We start from the raw sequence: 18,552 nt of genomic DNA on the forward strand, positions 1-18,552 counted from the left end.
CGCCGGGGCGGCGTGTTGCGTACGACACCGCACGGTCGGGGAGGGAGGGGAGGGGGGGGGGGGGGGGGGGGGGGGGGGAGGGGGGGGGGGGGGGGGGGGGGGGGGGCCAGGCAGGGGCCAGGCCCGGGTAGCCGAGCCGCGGCGCAATACAAGCTTTACCCTCCGGTGTAGAGGTTGTCGCCGGTCGGATGGAGGATTCGGACATGTCTGTCGTAGTGGTAGGAAATCCCAAGCCGATGTCGCGGACGCGTGCCGCTGCAGAATTGGTCGCCGAGAAGCTGACCGGCGTTGCGCCGCAACACGTCATCGACGTCGTCGACCTCGGCCCAGCGCTACTCGGCTGGGGCGATCCGAAGGTGGCGGAGGCGAAGGAAATCGTCAAGTCCGCCGACTTCCTGGTGGTCGCCTCCCCGACGTTCAAGGCCACCTACACGGGCCTGCTGAAGCTGTTCCTCGACCAGTTCGGCCAAGGTGAACTCGGTCAGACCACGACGTTCCCCCTCATGCTCGGCGGTTCGTACCACCACGCGCTCGCTCCCGAATTGACGCTGCGCCCAGTGCTCGTCGAGATCGGCGCGAGCTGCCCGGCACCGAGTCTGTATCTGCTCGACTCCGAGTACGACACGTCGCCGGACCTCGAGAAGTGGCTCGAAGTCGCCCGTCGCTTCGTCACGGTGTCGTCATGATTACGGCGGTCGACGACCAGTTCGACCAGGCGCTGCTGCGCCAGGCGTTCGGCTGCTTCCCCAGTGGCGTGACGGCGTTCTGTGGTCTCGTCGACGGCGTCGCCGAGGGGATGGCCGCGAGCTCCTTCACCTCCGTCTCGCTCGACCCGGCCCTCGTGTCGGTGTGCGTCGCCAATACGTCGGCCACCTGGCCGAAGTTGGCCACGCTCACGCGACTTGGGCTCAGCGTGCTGGCCGGCGATCACGCCCCCATTGCGCGGTCGCTGGCGGCGAAGACCGGCAACCGGTTCGACGAGGTCGACTGGATGGCCACCGACAGCGGCGCCGTGTTCGTGCACGGGGCGACGCTATGGCTGGAATGCGCGCCGTTCAAGCGCATCGAGGCAGGCGACCACGAGATCGTCGTGCTGCAGATCGTCGCCTTGGCGATGAACCCAGACGTCATCCCGATGGTGTTCCACCGCAGCAAGTTTCACGGACTGGCCCAAGCGGGCTAGGCCCGCTTGAGGGACTGCGGCCAGAAGATCGGAGGGTAGAACGAGTTGTCCTCTACCCCCGTCACGTAGCTCTGCGCGATCGTCGAGTTCGGCGGAATGCACAGCGGGATCCAGATCGCCTCGTCGAGAATGATCTGGCTGCAACGCTGGTAGATCGCCTGCGCATCCTCCGTCGTCGGCTTCTTCACGGCCTCGTCCATCAACGCGTCGAGTTGCGGGTTCGAGTACTGGAAGAAGTTCAACGGCTTGGCGTCGGTGCGCAGCAGGATCCGGAACGTGGTGTCGAGGTGCAGCGCGTCGCCACCGAGGAATGACACCAGCATGTCCGGCCGCTTCTCCGCAGGCTGGTTGGCCAGGTCGAACTCCTCCGCGACGGGCATCGTACGCACCGTGACGTCGAACCCGAACGCCGCCAGTTGATTCTGCAACAGCTCAGCCATCTGTTGGCGCGGCGCCCCGCCGTCCGCACTCCACGCCAGGTCGATCTTCTTCGACGCCAGTCCCGGCACCATCGCCTTGACCGGCCCCGCGTCCACCGCGGACGGGAACGGGGCCAACGCGGCGGCAAAGGTGTTCTCCGGCCACATCCCCTCCTGCACCTTCGTCAGGCCACCCCACGAGGTGTCGACGACGGCCTTGCGGTCCAAGGCCGTCAGGACTGCTTTGCGCAGCGCCTTGTCGGCGAAGATGCCCGAGTTCGGGTTGAGCCAGATCGCCTCGCCAACACCACCGAAGGAGTTGACGACGGTGAACTTCGAATTCTTCTGGTACTGCAGCACATCCGGGATGGCGAACCCCTTCGTCACCATGTCGAACGCACCGGAGTCGAGCTGCAGCTTCTGGGTCGAGATGCTCGGCGTGATGTCGATGCGGATGGTCTTGAACACCGGCTTCTCGCCCCAATAGTCCTCGAACGCCTCCAGCGTGTAGTGGCTACCGGGGACGATCTCCTTGAACGTGTACGGCCCGGTTCCTGCGTCATTGGTCGTCAGCCACTCCTGGGCGAGGTCGTCGCCCTTCGCGTACTTCGCCACCGTCGTCGGGCTCACCGCGAACGGCTGCCACGGACATGCCATGTAGTGCATGAAGGCGTTGTTGGGTTCCTTGAGCGTGACGACGAACGTCGTCGGGCTTGGCGCCGCGGTCTTGGCCACGCCGGTCACCATGTACGCCGGCCCCTGGTTGACCTTCCCGCGCCGCTCGAAGCTCTTCATCCACGCGTCGGCGTCGGCGATCGTTCCGTCGTGGAACTTCACGTTCGGCTGCAACTCGAACGTGTACGTCAGCTGATCGTCGGACACCGTCCACGACTTCGCCAGGCTGGGCAGGAACGTCGACGTGCCCGGCTTGTAACGGACGAGGCCCTCGTAGGCCGCCTCCATGACCTGAACGCCCTCGCCCTCGTACATGATGTCCGGATCGGGCACCTGCATGTCGGCGAGGAACGGCAGCCGCAAATTCAGTGTGCCGTTGGACGATCCACCACCACTGCCGGCGCCACCACACGCCGCGATCAGGGATGCGAGTCCGATGCCGCCGACCGTGAGGCCACCTGCCTTCAGGAAGGAACGGCGGTTCCATCCGGCCGGAGGGGTGGACGGGTTGCTGAGTGGGTGCGCCTTGTCGAACACGAATGCCTCCTGCTTGGGGTTCAAACCCTTGATCGGGGAGCACGGCACTCGCTGGCGTGCTTGGAATGAAACGATTGAATCGGCGTCGCGTGACGCATCCGCTTCGCGTCAGTGCCTCTGGTATTACGCCGGTTCAGAATTCGAGGAGGTTCTCCCGGAACGTGCTGTGGTTGTAGCCGTCTCGGATGAGGCCGCGCTTGCGCAACGCCGGGGCGAGACCGTCGGCGATCTCGGCGATGTTGCGGCGGGTGACGGTCGGCGACAGCAGGAAGCCGTCACCGCCGACCTCTTCCATCGCCTCGCCCATCTTGGCGGCCACGGTGTCCGGTGATCCGACGAACGCCAGCCCGGCGTGGGTGTCGACGGTGGCGATCGCCTCGCGCAGCGTCTTGCCGCGGGCGCCTTCGACGAAGGTGCGCAGTGTGCTCGTCTCGCCGTTGCCCCACACGTCGGGGACTTCTTCGTCGAGATCGAAGGTGGAGAAGTCGAATTCGCCTCCGGAGGTGTAACTCAGCCCCCACAAAGCCCTTTCGATGGCCTGATCGCTCCAGCGTGCGGCCTTCATGTCCTCCTCACGGGCCTGCGCGACGCGGTCGCTGTCGCCGAGGATCGGATCGATGAGGAAGAGGATCTTCAGCGTGCTCGGGTCGCGCCCGTACTCCTTCATCCGGCGGTGCATGTCGAGCCGGAAGGCCTTCATACCCTCGATACTGGTGCCGTGCGCGAGCATCGATTCGGCGTACTTGGCAGCCAGGTCGCGGCCTGCGGGGGACGCTCCCGCCTGCACGATGACGGGCCGACGCTGCGGACCGGGAATGGTGTTGAGCGGCCCCCGCGTACGGAAGTACTTCCCCTCGAAGTCTATCGGGTGCACCTTCGTGTGATCGGCATAGCGGGGAGTTTCCTGGTCCACGAGGACGGCGCCGTCCTCCCATGAATCCCACAGCGCCTCAACCGCTTCCATCCACTCCTTGGCCATCTCGTACCGTTCGCCGTGCAGCATCAGCGCGTCGTAGCCGTACTGTTGCGCCGCCCGTGACGAGCTCCCGGTGACGACGTTGAGACCGACCCGGCCTTCGGTGAGGTGGTCGAGTGTCGTCATCGTCCGAGCGGCCATGAAGGGGTGGTAGAAGCTCGTCGACAGCGTCACCGCGATGCCGATGTGCTTGGTGCGCTGCGTCAGCAGCGGAATCAGCGGGACGGGATCGCACTTCGGTGCCAGCAGCCCGTACTTGAGCGTTGTTTCCATGGAGCGGCCGTAGGCGTCCTCGACCATGCTGGTGTCCTCGACCAACAGGTAGTCGAAGCGGGCGCGCTCCAGCGACGCAGCCAGGTCGACGAACAAGTCGCCCCGCATCCAGTCGTGGCCCGTGTTGCCCGCCCAGGGGTCCTGCGCCCACGTCTGCACGCTGAAGCCACTGCCCATGAACCAACCCAGATGAAACATCCACACCTCCGTAGGGTGCGACCAATGTGTCGTGCGGTTGTTTCGGCGCAACGGATGAACGATTCCGCCAGCATTACGCTGCCCAGGGCCAGCGCCCACTAGGTTGGACGCCGGATCGACGACAGGAGACACGATGCGCCTTGGTGTGAAGTTCGCTGCCCTCGTTGGCTGTGCGTTGACGGTGGTCGCGTGCACCAAGACCGGGAGCACCGATGCCACCAGCGCGGCCCCCGCCACCACGACCTCGCCGCCCGCGGCACCAGCCATCGTGAGCCCCAAGCTCCTCGACTTTGGTAGTTACCCGATCACGCCCCGGGCGCCGCTCGGCACCGCGGGCAATCCCACACGGGGGTTGGCCGTCGACGCGCAGCACTTGGCGGACTTCGTCATCGGGCCGTGGGAGGTCGACCCCAGTCTGGTGAACCCCTACCTGAACAGCTTCTACGTCCTCACCGCCACCAACGCCATGCAACAACTCGGCCCGGAGGGGATTGCGGCGGCGGCAGACCGGCACGGCATGGTCAACGGATTCGCCTCGGCCCGCGACGCACCCGACAAGGCCGCGATGATCAACGCCGTGCTGCGCTTCCCAAGTCCGGAAGACGCAGCGGCCGCCAGCCCCGAGATGGGCGACGCCGTCGTGCAGCAGCCGATCCAGGGTGTCACCCCGAAGGCCGTGGCGATTCCGGGCCATCCCGACGCGGTCGCCTTCACGTACCCGTTCACCAAGCACGGCTCCGACAAGACCGCGGCGGCCATCCGGTCCTTCACACCGCACGGCCCCTACGTGCTCATGCAGTTCGCCCAGTCGATCGACGGCGTCGACGCCGCGGCAGGCATGGTCGCCAAGGCGATCGACGCGCAGGGTCCCCTGATCGACCAGTTCAAGGCGACGGATCCCGCCGCACTCGAGACCGTTCCGCTGGATCCCACCGGCCTGCTCGCTCGGACGCTGCCCGCGACGTCGGGTTCGTCCACCGCGAAGAACGCCGTCTACGACCGGCGCGGGGCCATGCACCTGCAGAGCAATCCGGTCGCGTCGGGCAAGTTGTTCGACGAGGCCGGGATATCCGCCGTGGCGATGGCGGGGACCAACGTCTACGAGACGAAGGATCCGCAGGCAGCGGTGACGGTCGTCGACGCGTTCGGCAAGGAGGTGGGTGCCGAGGGCACGAAACCCGCCGACGCGGTGCCCGCCCTTCCTGCGAGCCTCTGCATGTCGTTCACCAGCGGCTTCTACTGCGTCGCACCGGCAGGCCGGTACGCGATCGAGGCAAGAGGCGAGCAGCTGCGTGACGCACAGCAGCGGCTGGCCGCCCAGTACATCATCCTGACGGCGCAGTGACCTAGCACGCCTATCGGGTGGCCGGCATGCCGAACGCCGCGAACAGCGTCGGCTCGAGAAAGACGGTGATGGCGCTGATACCGCCTGCGCCCGTGGTGATCACGTGGATGGAATGGGCGGCGAGGACGCCGTCGCCATCGCGGCGATACTCGGCGACGGCGGGCTGTGCGTTGGCGGCCGTCGGAATGAGCAGTAGCTCACCTGGTTTCGCGAAGGCGCGCTTCTCGAGGAACCGAGTCACCGCATCGCGACCGGTGAACCACACTGGCATGGGCGGCATTTCGAGCCGGACGTCGGTGCGGAGCAGTTCGGTCAGCGCGTTGAGGTCGGCGTTTTCGAACGCCGCGCAGTAACGGTCCAGCAGTTCGCTTCGCGCGGCGTCCTCGGGCTCGCTGGCGAGTTCTTCGGTCGGGGCGACCTCGTCGAGGTGGGCACGCGCCCGCTGCAGCGCGCTGTTGACCGCGGCCGGTGTGGTTTCGAGGAGCTCGGCAACCTCGGCGGCGCTGAACTGCACCACATCCCGCAGGATCAACACCGCTCGCTGACGGGCAGGCAGTTCCTGCATGGCCGTGACGACCGCCAGCCGGATGCTCTGGCGCGCGATGAGTGCGGTTTCCGGGGTGAAGGTATCGGGCAGCGGCTCCACCCACTGGTAGGCGTTGGCGTCACCGTCGAGACCCGTATCCGGGTCGACGGAACCCTCGCCGAGCCCCGCGGGCAGCACGCGGCGGGCGCGGCTCTCCAAGGCACGCAGGCACGCGTTCGTCGCGATGCGATACAGCCAGGTCCGCAGCGCCGCACGTTCCTCGAACGCCTCGTAGCTGCGCCACCCGCGCAGGTAGGTCTCCTGAACGAGATCCTCGGCGTCGTGCACTGACCCCAGCATTCGGTAGCAGTGCGCGATGAGTTCTGCGCGAAACGGCGCCGCCTGCTCGATGAACTCTTCCTGGACCGGCACGGTGGTCTCCTCTGTCGAGATGCGGGGCGGAAAACCCCACGTCAATGCAGATACGTCCGGTGGACGAAATTCATCGGCGGCCGCACCGATGACTTCCGGCGATCCAACGTATCTCAATTGGTATGGATGAAATAGCGAAGGCCGACGGCCTTGTCGGCACCACCGCGATCGTCACCGGCGCGAGCCGTGGCTTCGGTCGCGCCATCACCGCGGCACTGGTCGCAGCCGGTGCGAACGTCGTCGGAGTCGCCCGCACCAGGGAACGTCTCGACGAACTCCGCGACGAACTGGGCGACGCTTTCACGCCGGTCGCGGCCGATGCCGCCGATCCGCTGATCGCAGAACGGCTCGTCGACGAATACCTGCCGCGGACGGTCGTGCTGTGCGCCGGCGCAGCTCCCAGAATGAGCCCGCTGCAGGAGCAGACGTGGGAGAGCTTCAGCGCCAACTGGAACGTCGACGTGTCACAGGCGTTCCACTGGACCCGGCAAGCGCTGCTGCGCCCGCTGGCGCCCGGCAGTTCGGTGATCGCGATCTCCAGCGGCGCGGCCGTCAATGGCTCGCCGTTGAGCGGTGGCTACGCGGGAGCGAAGGCCACGGTGAAATTCATTACCGGCTATGCCGCCCTGGAGTCGGAACGGGCCGAGCTGGGGATCAACTTCGTGTCGATCCTGCCGCAGTTGACCCCGTCCACCGACCTCGGCGCCGCGGGCGTGCGGGCCTATGCCGAGCGACAGGGCGTCGACGTCGACGCCTTCGTCCAGTCCATGGGTCCCGCGCTCACCCCGCAACAGGTGGGCAAGTCCGTCGTCGACGTCGCGAGCGGCGCGCAGCGCTACCACCGAGCGAACACGCTCACATCAGCCGGCCTCGCACCGCTGGCCTGAACGCATCACCAACCGAAGGGAAAACACCATGAAGACACCACCAATCGTGTCGCCGCAGGACTGGGAAGCCGCCCGCCAGAAGCTGCTCGTCAAGGAGAAGGAAGTGCTGCGCGCGCACGACGCCCTCGCGGCCGAGCGTCGCCGGATGCCCTGGCTGGCCGTCGAGAAGTCGTACGCATTCGAGGGGCCGCAGGGCAAGGTTGGCCTACTCGACCTGTTCGAGGGTCGCAGACAGCTCATCTTCTACCGCGCCTTCTTCGAACCCGGCGTGCACGGCTGGCCCGACCACGCCTGCCCCGGCTGTTCGATGATCGCCGACCATCTCCCGCACGTTGCGCATCTGAACGCCCGCGGCACCACCCTCGTCTACTGCTCGCGCGCACCGCAGCCGGACATCGCGCGGTTGAAGGAGCGGATGGGCTGGGACGTGCCCTGGTACACGATGACCGACGACTTCGACGCCGACTTCGGGGTGGATGAGTGGCACGGCACCAATGCGTTCATACGGGAAGGAGACCGCGTGTTCCGCACCTACTTCATCAACAACCGCGGTGACGAAGCCTTGGGAACGACCTGGAGCTACCTCGACATGACCGCACTCGGCCGCCAGGAGAACTGGGAGGACTCGCCGGAGGGTTATCCGCAGACCGCGCCCTATGAGTGGTGGGCATGGCACGACGGATACGACGCGTCCGCCGAGGTTCAGGAGGAGTGGAAGGCCCGGTCGGCGGCGGCCCTGGAACTGCTGCGGGGTGACGCCGGGTGAGGGTCCGCGCCGGTGTCTACGGGCGGCGGGCAGCCGCGATGCTCGCCGCGGGTTCGGCCGTCCTGCACGGAATTTCGGTCGGACATGCGGGCACCGTCGTGGCCGCGGGCCTGATGCTGGTGATGGCAGCGGCGTGCCTGTACTGCGCGGGCGAGCTCTGGATGCGCGGGAAACTGCGGGCCTGGACAGTGGTTGCGGTGATGAACCTCGCGATGATCGCCATTCACATGCCGGCGTCGGCGGGGCACCACCACGGTGGCGGTGTCACCGCAGTGGCGTCGATGCACCCGTCGACCGCCATGAGCGTTGCCACCACGCTCGCGGCGGTCGAGGCCGCCGTCGCCACGGTGGTGCTGCTGTACAGCTCACAACGCCGTCGACCGCAGTGTGAACAGGTTGTGACAACCTGGTGAATCGCGGGCCTCGTCCGGGCAACAACCGGTGCTTAGCGTCTGCGCATGCACAGCACCGGCGCGGCCAGGGTGGTTGGTCCAGCCTCCCATGCCCGGCATGCCGATCTGCAGCAGGCGGAGTACTACCAGAACCTGCTCGACGAGATGCGGGCCGAGGTCAACGCGGAGTTGGCCGCGCATCGCGCTTCACGGGCCAGGCGTGAGCACGATGGCGACGTGTTCGGAATAAGTCGCCTGCACCGGATCATCCGGTTGAAGGAAACCGAACTCGTGTCGATCAATCAACTCGCTGACGCGCTCAGCATCAGGTTTCCGACGTCGCAGACCTACCAGCCCGAATTCTGACGCCCTTCCGGCTACCCGGCTGAGAAAGGTCGGGTTAGCCCCCATGGTCTACCTCGTTGTCGTGGTGTGGAATTCAAATCGCCACCGTGACGTTTGAGCCAGTGGCTGCCACAGACGACCAAGGAGATAGTCATGACCGGACGGGTATTGACCACGGTGAGCGGCAGCCTGTTGGCCGCAGCGAGCCTGATCGGACTCGCGCCGGCCGCATCAGCGGCGCCCTCTTGCCCTGACGTGCAGGTGGTGTTCGCCCGCGGCACCGGCGAACCCGACGGTGTCGGTCGGGTGGGTCAGGCGTTCGTCGACGCCCTCCAGCAGGACCTCAAGGGCAAGACCGTTAACGTGTACGCGGTGAATTATCCTGCGTCGTACGACTTCTTGAAGGCAGCGGACGGCGCGAACGATGCGAGCGCCTACGTTCAGGCCACGACGGTCAGCTGCCCAGACACGAGCATTGTGCTCGGCGGGTACTCGCAGGGAGCGGCCGTCATGGACTTCATCACCGCGGCGCCCGGTCCGATACTGGGATTCGACAATCTCATGCCTCCCAACGTCGCCGACCACGTGGCCGCCGTCGCGGTGTTCGGCAATCCCTCCGACCGGATCGGCCGCCCACTCACGTCGCTGAGCCCGCTCTACGGTGCCAAGACCATCGACCTGTGCAACGGCGCCGACCCGGTGTGCTCCGACGGTGACGACCGCGCTGCACACAGCCTCTACGTGCAGTCCGGATTGGCCAGCCAGGCAGCATCTTTCGTGGCAGATCGGCTCGCCGGTCACGCCACCCCGCCGGTGGCCGCGATCGACGTCGCCTCCGGCGGGTAGAACGGCTCACCGAATGATGGGCCAGAAGCCGTTGACGATCGACACGGCGGCGACGACCGCAATGATGCCGAGATAGCCGATCACCAAGCGGGTGTCACGCAGCGCGCATTTGCTGTGCAGCAGTCCCGCTCGGCGGGCGCGAACGTAACCGATCAGGCCGAGCATCGCGAAGGCCGCAACCGCCCACGCGCCGAGCAGCCAGGCGAGCAGTGCCACCGTCGCGTAGACGCACAGCCGCAGCGGATCGTACGGCGTGTTCGCCTGCTGACTCATCGAACCGCGGTCAGCGGCAAGGCTTGTCGCGCCGCGATCGACAGCCTCTGTCTGCCGAGTTCGGGCCACGCCTGCACCGCGCAGAACGGTGCGCACTGATCCTGGTCGGCCCGGGTTCCGACGTGTACGCAGCATTGCAATAGCCGTTCCTCGATCATCGTGGACATGTCCATGAAGGGTTTGACGGTGATCCGGACGACGCGCTCGCCGAGCAATCGCCGGATCTTGCGCCGCCGGCCGGGAAGTGCCGACGAGGCCAGGGTCAGCAGTGTCGACATGCCGAGATCGCAGTTCTCGCAAATGTTCTGCCAGACGTCGCCGATCTGCGGATGTGACAGCGACGACTGCTCCGAGAGCAGGCCGAGCAACGATTCCTTCACCGCCAGCCGCAACTGCTGCGGGATCTCGGCGTCGGCGATGCGGTTGGCCACCAGGCCGAGCTTGTCCTTGAGGCTGTCCGGGCCGATCAGTGAAACCAGCGACCGCCACTGACGGCCGTCGTCGCGGATCAGGTATCCAACCGAGCAGCAGTGCGGGTGTGAGCACGGCAACGCGGTGAGGTCACGCCACGTGACCATCCCGTCGGTCTGCGGCCCGAGCCGTTTCAGCACCCCGGTGTGGGTGAGTCGATGAAGGGGATCGATGTGCCCCGACCGTCCTGAGCCGAACTGTGGCTGGATCGTGAGTCCGCCGACGTACGGAGTCTCGAGGGCGAGCCGAACCATGTCTCCGATCTCGCCGTCGTTGACGCCGAGCGCGACCGTCATGACGAGGGTGGTGAAGATCTCGCGCTGCGACAAACGTTGCAGCGCATGCGTCTTCGTACGGCTCAGATCGCCACCGCGGTGGAAGCGGTGCGCCGTTGCCGACAGACCGTCGTACTGCAGGTAGACCTCGACGCGCTCCCGATGTTCGGTGAGCAGGTCCAGCAGCTCGTCGTCGCCGGCGATGCGTACGCCGTTGCTGTTGATCAGGATCCGGGTGATCGGCCGGGCCGTCAGCTCGGTCAGCAGCTCGCGGAGGTGGGGATGTAGCGTCGGTTCGCCACCGCTGAGCATCAGCACGTCGAGCCTGCCGTTCTCGCGGGCCAGCCGCTGGTCCACGTTGGCGAGCACATCGGCTACCGGGACCACGTTGCGCAGATCGGGGGAGGAGTCGGTGAAACAGGTGGGGCAGCGCAGATTGCAGGTCTCTGCGATGTCTTCGAGCAGGATGCAGGTGTGCTGCGTCTGCATCTCCGGCAGCCCGCGCAGATAGGCGGAAGGAACCGGATCGAAGTTGCCCGCCACGTCGGGGGTGTGGGCCTTGGTGGGTGCCGTCCACTCCTCGAGGTAGGCCAGGATCTCGGGATCCTCGTCGTACAGTGTGCGCACCAATCCATGTGTGGCACAGCCCCGTTCGAGCCATACGCGGCCCTCGTGCTCGGTGAGCCGGCCGCTCAGCCGCATGACGTCGGTCAGCGGCCGCTCGGGTGCTTCGTCGTGGCAGCGTGGGCAGAACGCCGTGACGTAGCGCAGCAGCCGGTCGCCCCGCAGGGCCATCCCGGTCATATCCCGGAGTAGATCGCGGGGTTGAGGCCGGTGCAGATCCCCACGGTGAACACCGACGTGAGCGCCCAGCCGATCATCAAGCCCAGGCCCAAGCCCTTCGCGAAGGGACTGCGCACCGCGAGTAGGCCACCGCCGCCACCGAACGCGATGAGGGCGAGTAGCACGGCGGTGCCGATGAGGATGCCGGTGGCGTCGCCGCTCGTCGACGTCCCGGCAACGGCGAACGCCGCAAATCCGACGACGAAGTTGACGGTGAAGTAGATGGCCACACCGGCGAACACCATGCCGATGTGGATCCGAGACTTGGGCTGAGGTGGCGGTCCACCGTACGGGTATCCCGGGGGCGGTCCCGGGTAGTACGGGTACCCGGGCGGCGGTGGATATCCCGGTGGTGGGCCGTCGTTGCCGGGGGTCTCGCCGTTCGGCGGCTCTGAAGGTGGCTGCGTCATACCCGCACTTCCTGATCGCGGACGGGGTGGCGATAGTATCCGTGCCGGTTGCCGTACCACATCCGAATGCCCAGGATCGCCAGCGAGGGCAGCAGAAACCATTGCGGCCGAGTCAGATCCAGCCACACCGTCTCGTTCGCCCGGACGAACTCCACGAAGAACCGGAACACCGCGTAGCTCGCGATGTAGATGACGAACAGCTCGCCGGGTCGGGAGATCCTGTTCCGCAGCCAGAGCAGGACGGCGAAGGCCAGGAGTTGGAAGGCGATCTCGTAGAGGAACGACGGGTGCATCGCCTGGCCCGCAAGACATCCCGGGCACTCCGGCGTCGTGGCCGGTGCGTGGACGCCCCACGGCAGCGTGGTGGGACGGCCCGGCGCCTCGGTGAGGTGACAGCCGATCCGTCCGATCGCCATGCCCAGTGCCACCGCCGGCGCGAAGAGGTCACCGGTCTTGCCCCGGTAGCCGCCGATCCGCTTGGCGATCAGTACGCCCAGATACGCCCCGACGAGCCCGCCGAGAATGCTGCGCGAGCCGAACGCCCATGCCTGCGCCAGGCTGGGATTGGAGCTGAAGTCGAGGTGCTGCGCCCAGCCCGACAGGCGCATCCCGATGGCTCCGCCGACGAGTGCGCCGGTGACCGCGACGACCGACTGCTCGTTGACCGCGCCGCGGCGCCGGGCCTCGATCACGAACACGACCATCGCCGCCGAAACGCCGAGCGCAACGAACAACCCGTGTACCGGCACTGCGATGGGCCCGACGTGCCACGCGGGATCCATTCGCGAAACCTAGCGGCTGAATCGCACCACCCGCAATGCCGCGGTCAGCAGCGCGAAGGCCAGCGTACTGGTGCTGGTACGGACGACATGGGCCAGTTGCCAGCGGTCGCGCACGCTCGACCAGTCCCTCGGCGGGGACGCGACGGACCAGCCGGCTTGGACGGTGTTGATGGGAACGCTGATCGACACACTGATCACGACGGTCACCACCAACAGGAGGACCGCCGTCAGCACGAGCCATCGGCCCTCGTCACGACCGCGGAGCACGGTCAGCGCGAGGACGGCCGCGGCGACGAGGGCAGGTATCAGCAGGGCAGTGGCCAGGTCGTCGAGGTGCTCGAGTTCGACGAGGCGCACCTGGGTGTAGACGGCGGCCCCGAAACCCCGCAGCGTGGCCTCGAATACCAGGACGGTGAGGAGGAATCCGGCGAACAGCCCGCTGAACAGGACGGCCGTGACCGCTGCCGCCTTCGTCACGATGCCGCCTCGCGCCGGATCATCTCCCACAGGCTCGGCGTGCTCTCGGTGGTCGAGACCACGACCGTGCGGCGCGCGGTCGACGGGTCGGCTGCCAGCGACACCAGATAGTCGGCAAGGTCGATGCGCGCGGTGAACGCGCCGACGGCGTCGACCTCGCCTGCCACGTAGCCCGTGGGCTCGGGCAGGTCGAACAAGCCCGACGGGCGCACGATCGTCCAATCCAGACCGCTGTCCCGCACCAGGTCCTCCATGCGGCGCATGTCGTCGTACACCGTCTTGCCGATCGTCTTCGTGATGATCGGCTCGACGACCCGCAGCATCAGCGGAACGCGGGTTCGGTGGGTGGGGTACGCGGCCGACGAGCTGACCACCACCAGCCGCCGGGTACCGGCCGCGCGCATGCCGGCCACGATGTTGGCCGTGCCCACCGAGTAGACGTCGACCGGCTCGCGGGTGAACGTGCCACCGAGCGTCGAGACCACGGCGTCGGCCGATGCGACGACCGCGGCGACGGCCGGTGCGTCGCGGGCGTCGGCCTCGGCGACCGTCAATCCCGGCCCGCTGAGCGGGAACTCGCGCGGCCGACGGGTGACCGCCACGACTTCGTGGCCCGCATCCAGGGCTATCGCAGTAGCCAGACGGCCGGTCGGACCGTTGGCGCCGAATATCGCCAGCTTCATGGCACCTCCAAATAATCATCACTGATAGTGATCATCACCATACGTGACAATCACGTGGAGTGCTAGTGTGCGGTGCATGAAGGATCGGCCGACCGGCATCGCGGCGCTCGATGAACGCATTCCGTTCCTGCTGTCGCAGCTCGGTGCCCACCTCGCGAGCGAGTTCCACCGCCGGATGAGTGGTGTCGGCGTCGAGCCCAGGCACTACGCAGTGCTGATGGCCTTGGCCACCGAGGACGGCCAGTCTCAGCGCCAGCTCTCGGCCCGGCTCGGGATCCACCGCAACGCGATGGTGGCCGTCGTCGACGCCCTCGAAGCCGACGGCTTGGTCAAACGACGGGCACACCCCGACGACCGGCGCGCCTTCGCAATCACCCTCACCGCGAAGGCCCGCAACCTGTTGCCCGACCTCGACAAGGCGGGCAGCGCACTCGAGGACGCGATCACCGCGCCACTGTCGGCAGCTGAGCGAAACACCTTGCGCGACTTGCTGCAACGGATCGCCGGCGGCGCGGGCCTCATCCCGGGCGTTCACCCCGGCCTGGCCGACGGTGCGATGAACCTCGTGCGCGAGGGCGCGAATCGCTAAGGTTCGTGGCGACAGCCGTTACGAAGTGGGGTCATGCATGAACCGTCCAGACATCTTCGATCGCATCCCAGCCGACCTCGTCACCATGGGCGTCTACGGCGAGCCGATGCAAGTCGATGGAGCCACCGTCATTCCCGTCGCCAGAGTCGGGAGGCGGTTCGGGGCGACGCCGGTCGGTGTGTTCGTCATCCGAGACGGTGACGTCACGTGGAGTCCGGCCGTTGACAACAACCGCGTCGCGCTGATCGGCGTGATCACCGGACTGGCGGCGGCGGTGATAGCCACCCTGGCTGTACTGCGCCGCCCGCCGTGGCCGGATCTCGTTCTGACGGGCCCACTTCCGGATCGGTTCTACCGGCGCTGAGCCTTCTTGCGCGGGGCGGCCGAGCGGGGTGGTTGGTCACGCATGTGGTCGCGGACGCGACTCATGAGGTCGTCGAGGACGTGCACGTCCTGATCGGATAGCGCGCCGTACAGGAGTTCGCGCACGACCTCGATGTGGCCGGGCAGCACCTTGGTGACACGCGCGCGGCCCGTCTTCGTGATGTCGACGACGGTGGCGCGCTGGTCGTGCGGACTGGCGTCGCGGGTGATGAGGCCCGCCTTCTCCAGTAGACCGGCCTGATGGGTGAGGCCGCTGCGGCTGTAGACCACACCGTCGGCCAGCTCGGTCATCGTGAGGGGCCGCTCGGCGTCGACCAATTTGGCCAAGATCTCGAATTGCACGTAGCTGAGGCCGCCCTCGGCCTGCAGTTGCTGCTGCACCGAGTACTGAAGCAAGCTCGCGGCCTCGGTGAAGGCGAAGTAGGCGCGCATCTGCGCGGGCTTCAGGGGTTTGGCCACGTCACGAGCATAATGCTTCGATCTCGAAGCAACGTGGCGACCATCACACCGAGCGTCGGAATTGCTTCGACCTCGAAGCAAGTTACTCCTGGTGCAACTGCTTCGACATCGAAGCAACCGACTAAGGAGAAGATCATGAAGGCTGTTCAGTATCACCGTTACGGCGACAGCGACGTTCTGCAGTACGAAGACGTGCAACGGCCCGCGCCGGGTGCCGGACAGGTACTCGTGAAGGTCGCCGCGACCTCGTTCAACCCGGTCGATGCGGGTATCCGCGGCGGGTACCTGTCCCAGGTGTACGCGATCGCCTTCCCACACGTGCCGGGCGTCGACGTCGCGGGCACCATCGCCGAAGTTGGTGAGGGAGTGGCGGATTGGAACGTGGGCGATGCCGTCGTGGGAATGCTGCCGTTGGACGGCGACGGGGCAGCCGCGGAGTACGTCATCGCGCCGGCCGAGGTGTTGACCGCTGCGCCGAAGTCGGTGCCATTGGCCGATGCCGCTGCGCTGCCCACCGTCGGGTTGACGGCGTGGCAGGCACTGTTCGAGGTCGCCGGGTTGCAGGCCGGCCAGACGATCCTGATCAACGGCGCGGGTGGAGCGGTCGGTGGCTACGCCGTCCAGCTCGCCAAGCAAGCCGGCGCCCTCGTCACCGCGACCGCATCGCCGCGCAGCGCGGACCGGCTGCGCCGCTACGGAGCCGATCGGATCATCGACTACATCGACTTCGCGGCCACCCCGATCGTCGTCGACGGAGCGCCGTTCGACCTCGTGCTCAACCTGGTGAGCACCTCACCGGAGGAGACCGAGGCACTCGTCGGCCTCGCCGCGGACGGTGGATTCCACGTCGGCACCATGACGGCGGGAGAGGATCCCGAGCAGCGCGTCCGTACGCAGCGCGTGTTCGTGCGCAGCGACGCCGCGCAGCTGGCCGAACTGGTCAACCGCGTCGACGCCGGACAGTTGGCGATCGACGTCGCCGACCGCCGCCCGCTGACCGATGTCGCTGCCGTGCACGACGCCTCCGACGCCAACCGCCTGCCCGGCAAGACCATCCTCGTTCCATAAGCGCAGCTTCTGGTTTGTAGAAGAACAATCTCTTGGACTTCTGGTTGTGACGTGGGCACGCTGGAGTCGTGGAACGAAATCGAGACGAGAGGACGATCATGACCAACCGTGAGAAGGCTATGCGGCCCGAGGATTTGACTCGCCTGTTCGTCGAGCGCTCCAACGCCGGCGACGCAGAGAGTGTCGCTCTGCTCTACGAGGAGGACGCGGTGCTGGCCTACCCGCCGGGTGGCCAGACCGTGGGCAGGGCCGCGATTCAGGCCCTGTGGGAGAAGGTTCTCGAGAGCCGGCCCCACTTCGAGCAGGAACCGCCGCTGCCGACCTTGGTGTCGGGTGACATCGCTCTGACGTCGACCCCGCCCAAGGACAAGGCGGGCGCCCGCGCGCAGGTGGTGCGCAGGCAGGCCGATGGCAGTTGGCTGCGGGTACTGGATCAGCCCGAGTTCAACCCGGTCGGCTGACGCTTCGCGAGATTGGACCCACGCAACTAGTCACTCGCACTTTTGTTGCGTGGCTTCAATCTCGCGGACGGGGTCGGTCCAGGTGCGCAGCTTCTCGGGATTGCGCATGGCCCAGATGCGGGTGATCCGGCCGTCGGCGACGTCGAAGGCGAACACCGTCGCGGTGACTCCGTTCAGCTGGGCCACCAGACCGGGCTGGCCGTTGACCGTGCACTCCAGCAGCGTCAGCTGGGGCTCGCGGCCGGCGAAGTCGACGTAGGCGCGGGCGATCTGCTCGCCGCCCTCGATCGGCAGCAGGTGAGCCTTGACCAGGCCGCCGCTGTCGGCGATCGCCGTGGCCTCGGGGTCGAGCAGCCCGACGAGGGCGTTGATGTCCTTGGCTTCCCACGCCTGCTTGAAGTCCTTGACGATGTCGGCACGCTGGGCCGTCGGAGTAGACGATGCCGTGCCGATGCGACGGCGGGCGGAGGAGGCCAGCTGGCGGCAGGCCGCCGGGGTGCGGCCGACGACCTCGGCCACTTCGGCGAACGGGTAGCGGAAGACGTCGTGAAGGATGAACGCGACGCGTTCGGCCGGGGTCATCGACTCGAGCACGACGAGGAACGCCATGCTGATCGACTCGTCGAGCGTCACCCGATCCGCCGGGTCGGCGTCGTCGCCCGTCCGCCCGCCGATCCACTCCGTCGACGCGGGCACCGGCTCAGGAATCCACTCGCCGACGTAGCGCTCCCGTCGTGCGCGCGCGGAACCGAGCAGGTCGAGGCAGATGCGGCTGGCCACCGTCGTCAGCCAGCCGCCGGGTGATTCGATGGCTTGCTGCTGCTGGGCAGACATGGCGTACCACCGGGTGTAGGTCTCTTGGACGACGTCCTCGGCGTCGGCCACCGACCCGAGCAGCCGGTAGGTGAGGTTGAGCAGCTGGCGCCGCTCGCTCACCACGTCACTCAACCTCGGATCGTCGCTCATGTCTTCAACCTTCCCTCGTCTATCAGTACGACGAAATAGGCCGTTGAACCGTGAGGTTCGTGCCTCGCCTGACATTTCGCGGGGCTGCGTCGTCGGACGAGTAAGAACCCACATAGCGAAGGAGAACATCATGGAAGCTCGACTCGACATCTTCGCCAACGGCCCGGCGATGAAGGCCGTCAAGCACCTGGTCTCGGCGGGCAAGGCGTCGGCCAGCCCCCTGCCGGAGGCAACCCAGGAGCTGGTGAAGATCCGGGCCAGCCAGATCAACGGCTGCGGATTCTGCCTCGACATGCACACCAAGGACGCCGCGGCGGCGGGGGAGACGTCGGTGCGGCTGAATCTGGTCGCGGCATGGCGGGAGGCCAACGTCTTCACCGAGGCGGAGCGGGCCGCGCTCGAACTCACCGAGCAGGGCACCAGGATCGCCGACGGCGGTGGCGTCACCGACGATGCATGGGCGAACGCCGCCAAGTACTTCGACGACGACCAGCTCGGGGCACTCGTCGCCCAGATCGCCGTCATCAACGCGTTCAACCGACTCAACGTCATCACCCAGCAGCCCGCCGGCGACTATCGACCCGGGCAGTTCGACTGATCATGAAGATTCA

At 66.9% G+C, this 18,552-nt stretch carries 24 protein-coding genes; 13 read left to right on the forward strand and 11 right to left on the reverse strand.

What is annotated here, in order from left to right; all coding sequences use genetic code 11:
* Nucleotides 1-203: 203 nt before the first annotated feature.
* Complete coding sequence (locus N536_RS0130815) at nucleotides 204-686, forward strand: NADPH-dependent FMN reductase (RefSeq protein ID WP_029117134.1); 483 nt, start codon at nucleotides 204-206, stop codon at nucleotides 684-686.
* Nucleotides 683-1,183 (forward strand): flavin reductase family protein, encoded by a 501-nt coding sequence (locus N536_RS0130820; protein WP_036438230.1) that lies wholly within the window; start codon nucleotides 683-685, stop codon nucleotides 1,181-1,183. Before N536_RS0130815 ends, N536_RS0130820 begins: the two co-directional genes overlap by 4 nt.
* Here N536_RS0130820 and N536_RS0130825 read toward each other — a convergent pair.
* Nucleotides 1,180-2,814, reverse strand: coding sequence for an ABC transporter substrate-binding protein (locus N536_RS0130825; RefSeq protein WP_029117136.1), 1,635 nt, complete (start codon nucleotides 2,812-2,814; stop codon nucleotides 1,180-1,182). The genes N536_RS0130820 and N536_RS0130825 overlap by 4 nt on opposite strands.
* 133 nt (nucleotides 2,815-2,947) lie before the next feature.
* Nucleotides 2,948-4,261 (reverse strand): NtaA/DmoA family FMN-dependent monooxygenase, encoded by a 1,314-nt coding sequence (locus N536_RS0130830; protein ID WP_029117137.1) that lies wholly within the window; start codon nucleotides 4,259-4,261, stop codon nucleotides 2,948-2,950.
* A 133-nt stretch (nucleotides 4,262-4,394) separates the two neighbouring features.
* On the opposite strand from N536_RS0130830, the gene N536_RS0130835 reads away from it, so the two are divergent.
* Entirely contained in the window at nucleotides 4,395-5,606 is a 1,212-nt protein-coding gene (locus N536_RS0130835; protein WP_029117138.1) for a hypothetical protein, read from the forward strand.
* A 10-nt stretch (nucleotides 5,607-5,616) separates the two neighbouring features.
* On the opposite strand, the gene N536_RS0130840 is transcribed toward N536_RS0130835, so the two are convergent.
* The gene (locus tag N536_RS0130840) at nucleotides 5,617-6,564 is read right to left on the reverse strand and encodes a sigma-70 family RNA polymerase sigma factor (RefSeq protein ID WP_029117139.1); all 948 of its coding nucleotides are present in this window, start codon (nucleotides 6,562-6,564) and stop codon (nucleotides 5,617-5,619) included.
* 122 nt (nucleotides 6,565-6,686) lie between these two features.
* Here N536_RS0130840 and N536_RS0130845 point away from each other — a divergent pair, with 122 nt between their 5' ends.
* The 5 genes from N536_RS0130845 (at nucleotide 6,687) to N536_RS39930 (ending at nucleotide 9,800) form a co-directional block, all read left to right on the forward strand.
* Nucleotides 6,687-7,451, forward strand: coding sequence for an SDR family oxidoreductase (locus tag N536_RS0130845; RefSeq protein ID WP_029117140.1), 765 nt, complete (start codon nucleotides 6,687-6,689; stop codon nucleotides 7,449-7,451).
* 28 nt (nucleotides 7,452-7,479) lie between these two features.
* Complete coding sequence (locus tag N536_RS0130850; RefSeq protein ID WP_036438232.1) at nucleotides 7,480-8,217, forward strand: DUF899 domain-containing protein; 738 nt, start codon at nucleotides 7,480-7,482, stop codon at nucleotides 8,215-8,217.
* Nucleotides 8,214-8,630 (forward strand): hypothetical protein, encoded by a 417-nt coding sequence (locus N536_RS39925; protein ID WP_036438234.1) that lies wholly within the window; start codon nucleotides 8,214-8,216, stop codon nucleotides 8,628-8,630. The genes N536_RS0130850 and N536_RS39925 overlap by 4 nt, the downstream gene beginning before the upstream one ends.
* Nucleotides 8,631-8,675: 45 nt before the next feature.
* The gene (locus N536_RS0130860; RefSeq protein WP_051574879.1) at nucleotides 8,676-8,975 is read left to right on the forward strand and encodes a hypothetical protein; all 300 of its coding nucleotides are present in this window, start codon (nucleotides 8,676-8,678) and stop codon (nucleotides 8,973-8,975) included.
* Between the two features lie 132 nt (nucleotides 8,976-9,107).
* Nucleotides 9,108-9,800 carry a cutinase family protein gene (locus N536_RS39930; protein ID WP_051574880.1) on the forward strand — a complete coding sequence of 231 codons (693 nt, stop codon included), beginning with the start codon at nucleotides 9,108-9,110 and terminating at the stop codon, nucleotides 9,798-9,800.
* 6 nt (nucleotides 9,801-9,806) lie between these two features.
* Here N536_RS39930 and N536_RS0130870 read toward each other — a convergent pair whose 3' ends face one another.
* Genes N536_RS0130870 through N536_RS0130895 form a run of 6 tightly spaced genes read right to left on the reverse strand, consistent with a single transcriptional unit; the run spans nucleotide 9,807 to nucleotide 14,014 of the window.
* Nucleotides 9,807-10,073: a hypothetical protein gene (locus tag N536_RS0130870; protein ID WP_029117143.1), complete on the reverse strand. Its 267-nt coding sequence runs from the start codon at nucleotides 10,071-10,073 to the stop codon at nucleotides 9,807-9,809.
* Nucleotides 10,070-11,614, reverse strand: a complete 1,545-nt coding sequence (locus tag N536_RS0130875; RefSeq protein WP_029117144.1) for a radical SAM protein — start codon at nucleotides 11,612-11,614, stop codon at nucleotides 10,070-10,072. The genes N536_RS0130870 and N536_RS0130875 overlap by 4 nt, the downstream gene beginning before the upstream one ends.
* A gap of 5 nt (nucleotides 11,615-11,619) precedes the next feature.
* On the reverse strand, nucleotides 11,620-12,072 hold the full coding sequence (locus tag N536_RS43200) for a hypothetical protein (RefSeq protein WP_231514686.1): 453 nt from the start codon (nucleotides 12,070-12,072) through the stop codon (nucleotides 11,620-11,622).
* Nucleotides 12,069-12,854: a prolipoprotein diacylglyceryl transferase gene (locus N536_RS0130885; protein ID WP_029117146.1), complete on the reverse strand. Its 786-nt coding sequence runs from the start codon at nucleotides 12,852-12,854 to the stop codon at nucleotides 12,069-12,071. The genes N536_RS43200 and N536_RS0130885 overlap by 4 nt, the downstream gene beginning before the upstream one ends.
* Nucleotides 12,855-12,863: 9 nt before the next feature.
* Nucleotides 12,864-13,331, reverse strand: a complete 468-nt coding sequence (locus tag N536_RS39935) for an anthrone oxygenase family protein (RefSeq protein ID WP_081809461.1) — start codon at nucleotides 13,329-13,331, stop codon at nucleotides 12,864-12,866.
* A complete protein-coding gene (locus tag N536_RS0130895) occupies nucleotides 13,328-14,014 on the reverse strand; it encodes an NAD(P)-dependent oxidoreductase (RefSeq protein ID WP_029117147.1) in 687 nt (228 codons plus the stop codon). The genes N536_RS39935 and N536_RS0130895 overlap by 4 nt, the downstream gene beginning before the upstream one ends.
* 76 nt (nucleotides 14,015-14,090) lie before the next feature.
* Here N536_RS0130895 and N536_RS39940 point away from each other — a divergent pair, with 76 nt between their 5' ends.
* Both N536_RS39940 and N536_RS0130905 read left to right on the forward strand, forming a co-directional pair.
* Complete coding sequence (locus N536_RS39940) at nucleotides 14,091-14,603, forward strand: MarR family winged helix-turn-helix transcriptional regulator (protein WP_051574881.1); 513 nt, start codon at nucleotides 14,091-14,093, stop codon at nucleotides 14,601-14,603.
* A 37-nt stretch (nucleotides 14,604-14,640) separates the two neighbouring features.
* Nucleotides 14,641-14,967, forward strand: coding sequence for a hypothetical protein (locus N536_RS0130905; RefSeq protein WP_029117148.1), 327 nt, complete (start codon nucleotides 14,641-14,643; stop codon nucleotides 14,965-14,967).
* Here the strand turns inward: N536_RS0130905 and N536_RS0130910 are convergent.
* A complete protein-coding gene (locus N536_RS0130910; RefSeq protein ID WP_029117149.1) occupies nucleotides 14,955-15,446 on the reverse strand; it encodes a MarR family winged helix-turn-helix transcriptional regulator in 492 nt (163 codons plus the stop codon). The genes N536_RS0130905 and N536_RS0130910 overlap by 13 nt on opposite strands.
* A 135-nt stretch (nucleotides 15,447-15,581) precedes the next feature.
* Here N536_RS0130910 and N536_RS0130915 point away from each other — a divergent pair, with 135 nt between their 5' ends.
* Complete coding sequence (locus N536_RS0130915; RefSeq protein WP_029117150.1) at nucleotides 15,582-16,514, forward strand: NADP-dependent oxidoreductase; 933 nt, start codon at nucleotides 15,582-15,584, stop codon at nucleotides 16,512-16,514.
* A 98-nt stretch (nucleotides 16,515-16,612) separates the two neighbouring features.
* On the forward strand, nucleotides 16,613-16,975 hold the full coding sequence (locus N536_RS0130920) for a nuclear transport factor 2 family protein (RefSeq protein WP_036438236.1): 363 nt from the start codon (nucleotides 16,613-16,615) through the stop codon (nucleotides 16,973-16,975).
* 30 nt (nucleotides 16,976-17,005) lie between these two features.
* Here the strand turns inward: N536_RS0130920 and sigJ are convergent, their stop codons facing one another.
* Nucleotides 17,006-17,941, reverse strand: a complete 936-nt coding sequence (sigJ, locus tag N536_RS0130925) for an RNA polymerase sigma factor SigJ (protein ID WP_029117152.1) — start codon at nucleotides 17,939-17,941, stop codon at nucleotides 17,006-17,008.
* A gap of 130 nt (nucleotides 17,942-18,071) precedes the next feature.
* Between sigJ and N536_RS0130930 the strand changes: the two genes are divergently transcribed.
* Entirely contained in the window at nucleotides 18,072-18,539 is a 468-nt protein-coding gene (locus N536_RS0130930) for a carboxymuconolactone decarboxylase family protein (RefSeq protein WP_029117153.1), read from the forward strand.
* Nucleotides 18,540-18,552 lie beyond the last annotated feature (13 nt).

This window comes from Mycobacterium sp. URHB0044 (assembly GCF_000620625.1).
GTDB lineage: Bacteria > Actinomycetota > Actinomycetes > Mycobacteriales > Mycobacteriaceae > Mycobacterium.

Excerpts from the sequence above, each read along its gene's own strand:
- N536_RS0130815 (WP_029117134.1), top strand. The coding sequence starts at position 204 with ATGTCTGTCGTAGTGGTAGGAAATCCCAAGCCGATGTCGCGGACGCGT.
- N536_RS0130820 (WP_036438230.1), top strand. The coding sequence starts at position 683 with ATGATTACGGCGGTCGACGACCAGTTCGACCAGGCGCTGCTGCGCCAG.
- N536_RS0130830 (WP_029117137.1), bottom strand. The coding sequence starts at position 4,261 with ATGTTTCATCTGGGTTGGTTCATGGGCAGTGGCTTCAGCGTGCAGACG.
- N536_RS0130835 (WP_029117138.1), top strand. The coding sequence starts at position 4,395 with ATGCGCCTTGGTGTGAAGTTCGCTGCCCTCGTTGGCTGTGCGTTGACG.
- N536_RS0130845 (WP_029117140.1), top strand. The coding sequence starts at position 6,687 with ATGGATGAAATAGCGAAGGCCGACGGCCTTGTCGGCACCACCGCGATC.
- N536_RS0130850 (WP_036438232.1), top strand. The coding sequence starts at position 7,480 with ATGAAGACACCACCAATCGTGTCGCCGCAGGACTGGGAAGCCGCCCGC.
- N536_RS0130860 (WP_051574879.1), top strand. The coding sequence starts at position 8,676 with ATGCACAGCACCGGCGCGGCCAGGGTGGTTGGTCCAGCCTCCCATGCC.
- N536_RS39930 (WP_051574880.1), top strand. The coding sequence starts at position 9,108 with ATGACCGGACGGGTATTGACCACGGTGAGCGGCAGCCTGTTGGCCGCA.
- N536_RS0130870 (WP_029117143.1), bottom strand. The coding sequence starts at position 10,073 with ATGAGTCAGCAGGCGAACACGCCGTACGATCCGCTGCGGCTGTGCGTC.
- N536_RS0130875 (WP_029117144.1), bottom strand. The coding sequence starts at position 11,614 with ATGGCCCTGCGGGGCGACCGGCTGCTGCGCTACGTCACGGCGTTCTGC.
- N536_RS43200 (WP_231514686.1), bottom strand. The coding sequence starts at position 12,072 with ATGACGCAGCCACCTTCAGAGCCGCCGAACGGCGAGACCCCCGGCAAC.
- N536_RS0130885 (WP_029117146.1), bottom strand. The coding sequence starts at position 12,854 with ATGGATCCCGCGTGGCACGTCGGGCCCATCGCAGTGCCGGTACACGGG.
- N536_RS0130895 (WP_029117147.1), bottom strand. The coding sequence starts at position 14,014 with ATGAAGCTGGCGATATTCGGCGCCAACGGTCCGACCGGCCGTCTGGCT.
- N536_RS39940 (WP_051574881.1), top strand. The coding sequence starts at position 14,091 with ATGAAGGATCGGCCGACCGGCATCGCGGCGCTCGATGAACGCATTCCG.
- N536_RS0130905 (WP_029117148.1), top strand. The coding sequence starts at position 14,641 with ATGAACCGTCCAGACATCTTCGATCGCATCCCAGCCGACCTCGTCACC.
- N536_RS0130915 (WP_029117150.1), top strand. The coding sequence starts at position 15,582 with ATGAAGGCTGTTCAGTATCACCGTTACGGCGACAGCGACGTTCTGCAG.
- N536_RS0130920 (WP_036438236.1), top strand. The coding sequence starts at position 16,613 with ATGACCAACCGTGAGAAGGCTATGCGGCCCGAGGATTTGACTCGCCTG.
- sigJ (WP_029117152.1), bottom strand. The coding sequence starts at position 17,941 with ATGAGCGACGATCCGAGGTTGAGTGACGTGGTGAGCGAGCGGCGCCAG.
- N536_RS0130930 (WP_029117153.1), top strand. The coding sequence starts at position 18,072 with ATGGAAGCTCGACTCGACATCTTCGCCAACGGCCCGGCGATGAAGGCC.